This window comes from Bdellovibrio bacteriovorus HD100, from assembly GCF_000196175.1.
Lineage (GTDB): Bacteria > Bdellovibrionota > Bdellovibrionia > Bdellovibrionales > Bdellovibrionaceae > Bdellovibrio > Bdellovibrio bacteriovorus.
In genome coordinates this window covers 2,692,582-2,701,559 of record NC_005363.1, presented here as the reverse complement: position 1 = coordinate 2,701,559, position 8,978 = coordinate 2,692,582, and the positions used below count along the sequence as shown (strand labels likewise).

Annotated in this window: 12 protein-coding genes; 4 read left to right on the top strand and 8 right to left on the bottom strand. The window is 50.4% G+C overall.

The features are described from left to right. Nucleotides 1-486 carry a hypothetical protein gene (locus BD_RS12760; RefSeq protein WP_011165176.1) on the top strand — a complete coding sequence of 162 codons (486 nt, stop codon included), beginning with the start codon at nucleotides 1-3 and terminating at the stop codon, nucleotides 484-486. A 100-nt stretch (nucleotides 487-586) separates the two neighbouring features. On the opposite strand, the gene BD_RS12755 is transcribed toward BD_RS12760, so the two are convergent. Beyond that, the gene (locus BD_RS12755; RefSeq protein ID WP_011165175.1) at nucleotides 587-1,117 is read right to left on the bottom strand and encodes a hypothetical protein; all 531 of its coding nucleotides are present in this window, start codon (nucleotides 1,115-1,117) and stop codon (nucleotides 587-589) included. Between the two features lie 129 nt (nucleotides 1,118-1,246). Between BD_RS12755 and BD_RS12750 the strand changes: the two genes are divergently transcribed. Further along, complete coding sequence (locus tag BD_RS12750; protein ID WP_011165174.1) at nucleotides 1,247-1,519, top strand: peptide methionine sulfoxide reductase; 273 nt, start codon at nucleotides 1,247-1,249, stop codon at nucleotides 1,517-1,519. Between the two features lie 173 nt (nucleotides 1,520-1,692). Continuing rightward, entirely contained in the window at nucleotides 1,693-2,016 is a 324-nt protein-coding gene (locus BD_RS12745; RefSeq protein ID WP_011165173.1) for a hypothetical protein, read from the top strand. Between the two features lie 79 nt (nucleotides 2,017-2,095). Here BD_RS12745 and BD_RS12740 read toward each other — a convergent pair whose 3' ends face one another. The 3 genes from BD_RS12740 to BD_RS12730 form a co-directional block, all read right to left on the bottom strand. After that, complete coding sequence (locus tag BD_RS12740; protein WP_011165172.1) at nucleotides 2,096-2,407, bottom strand: helix-turn-helix transcriptional regulator; 312 nt, start codon at nucleotides 2,405-2,407, stop codon at nucleotides 2,096-2,098. Next, nucleotides 2,397-2,621 carry a type II toxin-antitoxin system YoeB family toxin gene (locus BD_RS12735; RefSeq protein ID WP_231839342.1) on the bottom strand — a complete coding sequence of 75 codons (225 nt, stop codon included), beginning with the start codon at nucleotides 2,619-2,621 and terminating at the stop codon, nucleotides 2,397-2,399. The genes BD_RS12740 and BD_RS12735 overlap by 11 nt, the downstream gene beginning before the upstream one ends. A 172-nt stretch (nucleotides 2,622-2,793) precedes the next feature. After that, nucleotides 2,794-3,501 (bottom strand): NAD-dependent deacylase, encoded by a 708-nt coding sequence (locus tag BD_RS12730; RefSeq protein WP_011165171.1) that lies wholly within the window; start codon nucleotides 3,499-3,501, stop codon nucleotides 2,794-2,796. Nucleotides 3,502-3,586: 85 nt separating this feature from the next. Here BD_RS12730 and BD_RS12725 point away from each other — a divergent pair, with 85 nt between their 5' ends. Beyond that, nucleotides 3,587-5,845: an aconitate hydratase gene (locus tag BD_RS12725; protein WP_011165170.1), complete on the top strand. Its 2,259-nt coding sequence runs from the start codon at nucleotides 3,587-3,589 to the stop codon at nucleotides 5,843-5,845. 67 nt (nucleotides 5,846-5,912) lie between these two features. Here BD_RS12725 and BD_RS12720 read toward each other — a convergent pair whose 3' ends face one another. From BD_RS12720 to BD_RS12705, 4 genes are all read right to left on the bottom strand, one after another. Beyond that, nucleotides 5,913-6,695: a substrate-binding periplasmic protein gene (locus tag BD_RS12720; RefSeq protein WP_011165169.1), complete on the bottom strand. Its 783-nt coding sequence runs from the start codon at nucleotides 6,693-6,695 to the stop codon at nucleotides 5,913-5,915. A 76-nt stretch (nucleotides 6,696-6,771) separates the two neighbouring features. Beyond that, nucleotides 6,772-7,263, bottom strand: coding sequence for a hypothetical protein (locus BD_RS12715; RefSeq protein WP_011165168.1), 492 nt, complete (start codon nucleotides 7,261-7,263; stop codon nucleotides 6,772-6,774). A 1-nt stretch (nucleotide 7,264) separates the two neighbouring features. Further along, nucleotides 7,265-8,473: a hypothetical protein gene (locus tag BD_RS12710; RefSeq protein WP_011165167.1), complete on the bottom strand. Its 1,209-nt coding sequence runs from the start codon at nucleotides 8,471-8,473 to the stop codon at nucleotides 7,265-7,267. A 92-nt stretch (nucleotides 8,474-8,565) separates the two neighbouring features. Then, complete coding sequence (locus BD_RS12705) at nucleotides 8,566-8,973, bottom strand: DUF3703 domain-containing protein (protein WP_011165166.1); 408 nt, start codon at nucleotides 8,971-8,973, stop codon at nucleotides 8,566-8,568. Nucleotides 8,974-8,978: the final 5 nt, after the last annotated feature.

Here is an 8,978-nt window from a genome sequence, read left to right as displayed (position 1 = left end):
ATGAAATCTTTGATTGTGACTTCAGTGACTTTGATGGCCTTGCAGGCGGGGGCTCAGGCTCCAGCGGTTGAACCCGTTCCAGGTTCTGAAATCCAAGAGCAGATGCCTTCTGAAAACATCACTTTGACGGCCCCTCAGGGGGAAGCAACGGTGGATCTGAAATCCGCTCATCACACGAATAAAGATGTTGTGATCGGCGAGCTAAAAAAGTGTCACGATCAGACCATGGCTGAAGCCAAAGCTGCAAATCAGCCGATTCCGGTGGGTAAAGTGGTTGTGGATTTCAGTTTTGATTCTGAAGGCACAGTGACGAACTTCCAGTTCAAGGAAAACCGTATTCGTCCAGCCTCTGAAGCTTTGAACTCTTGTATTGAAAATTCCATTCGTCAGGCGAAGTTCGAAAAACTGCAAAGTCAAAGAGCGGGGAAAGTCGTGAGTCTTTTCTATCCGTACATCTTTGAAGTTCAGAAAACCAAAAAGAAGTAACCCTTGATGGGGAAGTCAGATCGGCTTGGCGCAAACCGCCATCGCTACGGAGGCGGATTGCGTTAATAAAAAACCGGATTTTCATCCGGTTTTTTGTTTTTTATCTCTTAAAGAACGGAAGCGGTTCGTACTTTTTATGACGTTGGGAGGGTGTCTTGCCACTTCCGTCCGCCGAGGCGGTTCCGATATAAAGTAATTCGGCTCCGTCTTTTTGTTCCGCCTTGAAGATTGAATAAGTTTTGTCTCCCACGTTCGGTGCCTTGTACTCGTCACACAAGTAACCGGAAACCACTTTCTTTTCACCGCGTTTCCAGTCGGTGTAGTCGCAGTATCTCACCATATTCAAAGCCTCAGCCACTTCCTCCGTCAGCGGAGTGTAAGAGGACTCTGTTACAGTCATGTCAACGGCAGTGCCGACCGTGACGGTGTTGTACTGGATCTCAAACGTCAGATACGGCTGTTTGCACGCATCTTCTTCATAAGCCACATGAGTCATGATCCACTGGCTGTCTGCAACTTGCAGATGGGTCGTCAGCGCGTCGCCTTCGTCAATGTAACAAGGACGTTCATAAAGAGCCGTTTGCGGAGCGGCCCATACCAATTGTGTCAGCAGTAAAAATAGATGCATCATGACCCTAGACTATCGAACAGAGATTCGTTGCCAACAAAAATAAGGGCGACTGGTGCAGAATGGCAGAGCAAAAGACCTTGGGCTCCCTTGCAGGCGGGGGGATAATCAGAGGCAAAGAAGGAGGTTGTTATGGCAACTCCCGATTTTTCGCCATTTCGCCACATGAATGATATCGAGGGGCTGGAGCCCGAAGGCATCTTTGTCGACGCCAAAACCGGCGAGCCGATCTTGCTTCGGGCAGATAACGACTATTGGGTGAATCCCTTCGCCCTGAAATTCATCCCGGTTCGCGATCTTTCCCAAAATGGCTATCAGGATTACGTCGAGCTTTTTGAAACCGACGAAGAAGAAGCCGAGCGCGAGGCTGGTGGCGCCAAAGAAGCTGGGGCTCCGGGCTACTGACACGGTGGATTTGCTGGAACTTCTGACTGATTGCGACGTCGCTTCGAGGAGACAGTGCATAAGGTGAGCGGGCGTCTCATTGAGCTTTCATTCAGAGGTGGGGCTTGGGGTGTTCTTGCACTTTAGGATGATGTCCTTTAAGCATGGGGCCGTTTTCCTAAGGAGGAATCAAAATGCGTATTCTATTGGCGACTTTGACTTTGTTGGCGTCTTCTGCGGCTTTTGCCAGTAACCTTTGCACGAAATGGGAGCACAGCGACCGTTATACAGCGGCGATCAAGGTTGTGGCGGCTCAAGAGGACTTCTCTTACGACGAGCTTTGCACTTTCGCGAGAGTCCTGGACATTGAAGCTCAACCGTCTCGCGTGATCACACCAAAAGGCGACGTGATCCCTCACGTGCGCATCCAGCTTCACATGGCTTATGAAAGCTGCCTGTACATGGTTCGTGACTCTGACAAAGTGATCACTTCCCAGCGCTGCTACTCTGGCTGGTAAGTTCTAGCCGGCTGGTGAAAAAGGCCCATCTGACTGCGTTGTCGGACCTTTTTGACCAGCCTCTTTTTTGCAGGCCTATCTAGGCGCTTTCAAGCTTAACGTTGTACTTGAAGCCTTCCGCATAAAGGGCATCCCGAACAGCCAGCGTTACAAGCGCGATTTCGGGATAGCCGATTTTTTTTGCGATCTTTGCGGCTCTTCCTGGAGAGGGGATTCTGCGGCCTTTTTCCAGGTCACAGAGGCTTTGTACTGACATCCCCAGTTTCTTTGCGAATTGGGTTTGGGAAAGTTCGTCAGAAGTTCTGCATGAGATCAGCAGGCCTGCCACAGACAGGCGCCCATATTTAGCCTCCATCATTTCAAGTGCATCGGATCCTTTTTTAGTACTCATGTTTGTGAACCTCCAAAAGTTCAATATGGATCTGTTTTTCTATCATCCGATAAATCAGTCTGTAAGAGCGGTTTAATCTAACGGATCGTTGACCAGTTCGGCTGCCTTTAAGGGGTTCGTCATGCAGGCCGGGGCTCTTTTGCGTGACTCTTAAACCAGCTTCCTTTACAGACCAAATCCACGCATGTGCTTTAATGCGGATATTTTCGGGCACTCTTTCGAGTTGTTTTTCAAACTTACTGGTGAATGTAATTCTGGTCACCCTTGACTCCTTTTTACGTCAATTTGACGTAAAGTACAAGTTGCAAGGTAGTTATTGCATGGTCAGAGCCTGCAATTGAGCTGTCTGGTATCTCATTGGGAATTTAAGGGAGCCGAAGCACGGATCACTCCAGAAATTGGGTGATAAACCGAGGAACCTCCGTGGAGGCCGGGCCGACAAAGTGCTCGTCAAACGCGGGGGAGATCTCGGTGTCTTTGAGATTGATTTCTATTTTCTTCGCTTTCCAGGCCAGACGCACAAAGCCCGCCGCCGGATAGACATTGCCGCTGGTTCCAATCGAGATAAAATAATCAGCCTTGTCCAGGGCCTCATAGATTTCCTCCATGTGGTGGGGCATTTCACCAAACCAGACGATATCAGGGCGAACACCGCCTTTGCGCCCACAATGGGGGCAGGGTTGATCCACCGCCAGATCCAGCAGCCACTCGAAATGCTCGTCGCAATGCAGGCAAAAGACGCGGTCCAGGCGCCCATGCATGTGCAGCAGGTTTTTAGAGCCTGCGCGTCGGTGAAGGTTGTCGACGTTTTGGGTGACCAGCAGGAAGTTTCCCTCCCAAAGGTTTTCCAGGTCGACCAGGGCTTGATGGGCCGGGTTGGGAGCCAGATTCGGGTCCCTCAGTTGAGCCCTTCTCAGGTTGTAAAAGCGCTGAACCAAAGCCGGGTTTCGAGCAAAAGCTTCAGGGGTTGCCACATCCTCGATGCGGTGGTCTTCCCACAGGCCGTCCTGGTCGCGGAACGTGCGAATCCCGCTCTCGGCCGAGATTCCCGCGCCCGTCAGGATGACGATGTTCTTAAAAAGCCTTAAGTCCATTATGCCTCGCGCAACGCGCTGGATTCGTTGAGATTTCAACTGATTTTCATTAGGATGGGGCGTTCTTAAACGAAAGGCAATTACAATGGCTTCGAAAATCGAAACTACACCGGATATGGTGCAGAACGTTTACAAGAAGACAGCTGAAAGACTGGCTGTTGTTCGCAATCGCTTGAACCGCCCTTTGACATTGGCGGAGAAAATTTTGTTCGGTCACTTGGACGATCCACAAAACCAGGAATTGGTTCGTGGCGAAAGTTTCTTGTTGTTGAGACCAGACCGCGTGGCGATGCAAGATGCGACAGCGCAGATGGCTTTGTTGCAATTCATGCTGGCTGGTAAAGACGAAGCAGCTGTTCCTTCCACAGTACACTGCGATCACTTGATCCAGGCTTACAAAGGTGCGGGCGCAGACATGACGGTTGCCAATGCAACCAACAAAGAAGTTTATGACTTCCTGGCGACAGCTTCTTCCCGTTACAACATCGGCTTCTGGAAACCAGGCGCTGGTATCATTCACCAAGTCATCCTTGAAAACTACGCGTTCCCAGGCGGCTTGATGATCGGTACGGACTCTCACACTCCGAATGCGGGTGGTTTGGGTATGTGTGCTGTGGGCGTTGGTGGTTCTGATGCTTCTGACGTGATGGTGGGTCTGCCTTGGGAAGTTAAAAATCCTAAGCTGATCGGTGTTCACCTGAAAGGCAAACTGGGCGGTTGGGCGTCTGCAAAAGACGTGATCCTGAAACTGTGCGGAATGCTGACTGTAAAAGGTGGTACGGATAAGGTTGTCGAGTACTTCGGTGAAGGCACGTCCTCCATCTCTTGTACTGGTAAAGCAACTATCACCAACATGGGTGCTGAGCTGGGTGCAACCTGCTCTGTATTCCCATACGACGAGCGCATGGGCGCTTACCTGAAATCCACAGGTCGTGATCAACTGGCGGCTATCGCTGACGGTCACAAAGACATCCTGTCTGCAGACGCGGACGTTGTGGCAAACCCAGGTAAATACTTCGACGAAGTTTACGAAATCGACTTGTCTGCTTTGGAACCACACCTGGTGGGTCCTCACACTCCAGACTTGGCTCGTCCGATCTCTGCACTTAAAAAAGAAGTGGCTGAGAAAGGTTACACAGTTAAGATTTCCTCTGCTTTGATCGGTTCCTGCACGAATTCTTCTTACGAAGATATCGGTCGCGCGGCGTTCGTGGCGAAACAAGCTATGGAAGTGGGCGTGAAAATGACGTCTCCGTTCCTGGTTTCCCCGGGTTCCACTCAGATCCAGAACACGATTGAGCGTGATGGCCAGATGGCGACGTTCAACGAAGTGGGCGCGACAGTGTTGGCGAACGCTTGCGGTCCTTGCATCGGTCAGTGGAAACGTGACGACATCAAGGCGGGCGAGAAAAACACGATCGTAACTTCCTTCAACCGTAACTTCCGCGCACGTAACGATGCGAATCCAGAGACTCTGGCGTTCATCGCTTCGCCGGAAATCGTTATGGCATTGGGTCTGGCAGGTCGTTTGGACTTCAACCCGGCGACTGACGAGCTGGAAGGTCCAAAAGGCAAAATCAAACTTCAGGCGCCAGTGGCTCCAGAGTTGCCGGCTAAAGGCTTCATCGCCGACACTGAAGGTTATCAGAAACCAGCAGGTGCTACCGCTCAAGTGGCAGTGAATCCTTCTTCTGATCGTTTGCAGCTTCTTTCTCCGTTCACCAAATGGGATGGCAAAGACTTCGTTGATCAATTGGTTCTTGCGAAAGCAAAAGGCAAGTGCACGACGGATCATATCTCTCCGGGTGGTAAATGGTTGAACTACCGTGGTCACTTGGACAACATCTCCAACAACATGTTGTTGGGTGCGGATAACGCGTTCACAGGTGAAATCGGTAAAGGTAAAAACCAACTGACTGGTGAAACAGCAGAATTCGCTCAGGTGGCACGTGCTTACCAAAAAGCGGGTAAAGGCTGGGTTATCATCGGTGATGAAAACTACGGTGAAGGTTCTTCCCGTGAACACGCGGCAATGTGCCCAAGACACTTGGGTGCTTCTGCGGTTATCACGAAATCCTTCGCTCGTATCCACGAGACGAACCTGAAAAAACAAGGTGTGCTGGCTTTGACTTTCGTTAATCCAAAAGATTACGACAAAGTTCAGGAAGCAGACCGTGTTTCCCTGGTTGATCTGAAAGATCTGGCTCCAGGTAAAAACGTGAAAATGAACATCAAACACGCTGATGGCTCTTCCGAGACTATCGAGCTGAAACACACTTACAACGCTGAACAGTTGAAATGGTTCCGCGCGGGAAGTGCGTTGAATCTGATCCGCGGTCTGTAATCAGTCGCTGACAATTTCAAAAAAACAAAACCCCTGGTGTCTGACATCAGGGTTTTTTTATTTCTGGTCAGGGGTTGGGGTCTGTGACCTGCGGATAGCTGAAATGTTCTGCCGGAGTCAGGCGGTACTTGCGGGCGATTTGCTCTAGGGTTCCGTCTTTGTGTAAAACAGACAGGTACTGCTGGATCTTTTGAAAGCGTTTTTCATCAATGTTCTTTTTTGAAAAGGCGATGGAGTATGCCACCGGTTCTCCCAGTTCCGGGACCTCACGCAGTTTGCTGCGGGTTTTTTCAATCCAGCGCAAAGCCACGTCGCGATTGCCATAGGCTAGGGCATAGGCTTTCTTTTCGGCCTTCAACAGGGAGTTGAAAATGGTTTTTTCAGGTTCAATCGTGAACGCCTTGTCTGTGAATTCATGAATCCGCTGCAGGCTGATCTCTGTCATCGCCGGGGAAAGCACGCCAACTTTAAGTCCATTTAAGTCAGTATAGCTTTTGATTTTGTGTGTGGCTTCAGGCAGTCCAAAAAAAGCATAGCGAGCGCGAAACAGCGTGTGCATATGAAATGCGGTTTCACGCGGAGCTGAACGACCCAGTGGACAACCAACATCCGCTTCGCCCGTTTTCAACATGGCCATGAATCGGCGCACAGGTGCAAATTTGAATTTGCAGTGAGCTTTTTCAAAACTGCAGAGTCTTTGCACGATTTCATAACAGGCACCGTTGATGCCGGAAGTGCCGTCGTGAAAATAGTAAGGCTCATAGTTTTGGCCCACCACCACCAGGGCGCGGGCATTTACAGATGATAAGGCAATAAAAATCAAGGCAGTCAGGGCGGTCCATCGCTTCATGCCATCAGTGTAACGTATTCTTAATCGGAATTTGACAGCGGCGAGGTCCAGAGCCAGTAAAGCAGATTTTGTGAACTCAGATTTTTAGATTCAGTATTTGCGGACCAAAGGTCAGCCAAAGGAAGAAACCGATCGAGTTAAAAACGATGGCCAAGAGCAGTCGGTTGCGACTGGTTTTGCTTAGCGGAACCTCATGGCGAAGCACACGATAGCCCAACATCATGGAATAAAAGTTACAGATGAGTGGCACCAGAGTGCAACCGAGGATCGCGTTCCACAAAGCCTTTTTGGCCATGCCTTGCGTGTCGTAGGCGCTTTCAGTCACGATCTGCACGCGGGGCTTTTCCTGGCTTTCCATCAGCAAAGAAGCATCAATGTATTCGTGCTCGGGGATTTCCAATGTGAGTTTACCCAACAACTGGCCAAAGTGAGGCGCCACACCGCGGGTTTGTTCGTCGCGCACACGGGGATGGAAGCCCTGGGAGGTCAGATAAGACTTCACCACCTGGGCTTCAGCAAAGTCAGCACAATCCATCAGGAACACATAGTTGGAATTTTGTTGGCTCATATTACAACTTTACGCCGGCATCCCAGACCTGTACACAGGCATTTTTGGAAACTTTACGATCCGCGATCCACGGAAAGACCTGTTTCATTCCAAAAAAGCTGTCCATGCCAGACGTATAGTGGAATTGTTTTAGCTGTGACGTTCGGGCCTTGAACTTTTTGGGAAACAGCACGGCCTCTGTGGCAATACGAAGGGTGTTGTTCCAGATGTCCTGTTCTTCCTTGCTGGGCTTTGCGCCACTCCAGAAGAGTTTGTTTTTGTCGGCGGGCGGGCACAGGGCGTGGGCCAGCGGGCCGTTCTTTTTGCCGTTGTGGGTTTTCATCCAAAGATTGAATTGGGAAGGTGTTGTTACCACTTTTGCCAGATCACTCTTGCCGCTGTTGTGTGATCCTTTGATGAACTCCTTGTGACGGCTTTCGGTGTTGGCGCGATTCACTGCAATCTTTGCCACGGCCATAGGATAGTGCAGACCGTGTTTATAACAACGGGCCATCTCGGCATACATGGTGCGGGAAAGAGCATCGATGGTGATCAGATCCTGCTGGGTCATCATCTTGCCATCTTCACGAGCCACTTTGGGAACGGCTTGTTTTTTCAGGTGGGGCAGCACGTAGGAATCAAACGGGTTTTCCCCCTTGTAGGCGGCCGGGGGATTTTTCGGATTGATCACACAAGCCCCGACAAAGCCTTTCAATGCCGCGGCGGTTTCTTTCACACCTTTGTTGGCAATGGCGGATTGGATGCCGGATATGCTCTTTTGAACTTCCTTGGCTCCGCCACCGGTGGTGGATTTCTGAACGGGCGGGCAGTACTCTGATTTGTCGTCGGCGGCACCATAGACGGCTTTGGTTTTACTGCGGCTGACATAGGCGGCATCGACCCAGCCGGTGCCTTGTTGGGTGTAGGTGATGCCGTCACGTTCGCGGGTGTAGGAATACTTGATCTGAACGTATTCTTCGTCCTGCATCTGTCCCGTGTAGGGGTCTTCGACTTTCAATTTGCGGGGCTTGGAAATCACTTCAACGGCCGCATCACGATCCGGCCAGCCGACGGGGCGGCAGTTGGGATCGCCCGAACAGTTCTTCCAGTTCATTCCGGGTTTGTTGAAGACAGAAAGGATCTGGTCTTCTTCCAGGTCAAGATAGGCTTTGCCATCAGCCCAGGCATTCACCGATGTCGTCATAAAAAGCAAAAGGGCAATAAAACGCATAAATCTATATCGTTCTATCGCCCGTGATCTTTAGAAAAAAGCGCCTGCATTCTCAAATTAATACAGGCTGTAGGTCAGGAATATGACGGATTTTACAGTCTCGGATTCAGGATTTTTTGAAGGTCCTCTGGGATGTCCATGGGCTTAAATATTCCGACGTTGGAAAGCCCGGTGTTTCCCTTCGGGGCTTTGCCTGTCAGAGAGCCAGGAATCGCCAGAATCATTCGAGGAATTTGTCCCAGGATCTCTTGCGTGTTCATTGAGGCAAGCCCCAGGCGGAACATGTGCCAGTGAACTTTTAAATGGGGAATGGCATCGAATTGCCCCAGGATGTGGGCTCTGGCCAATGCCGTCCATGCGGAATGAAAATCCTTGGACTTAATAAACTCGAATGCTTTGTTTAATTCGTTCTGAAAATGACCTTTGACTTCCGGAGACACGACACCGCCTTCATTAAAGACAGTATCAGCCTGGCAACGGCAGTTGCCAAGCTTGAACATGGGTG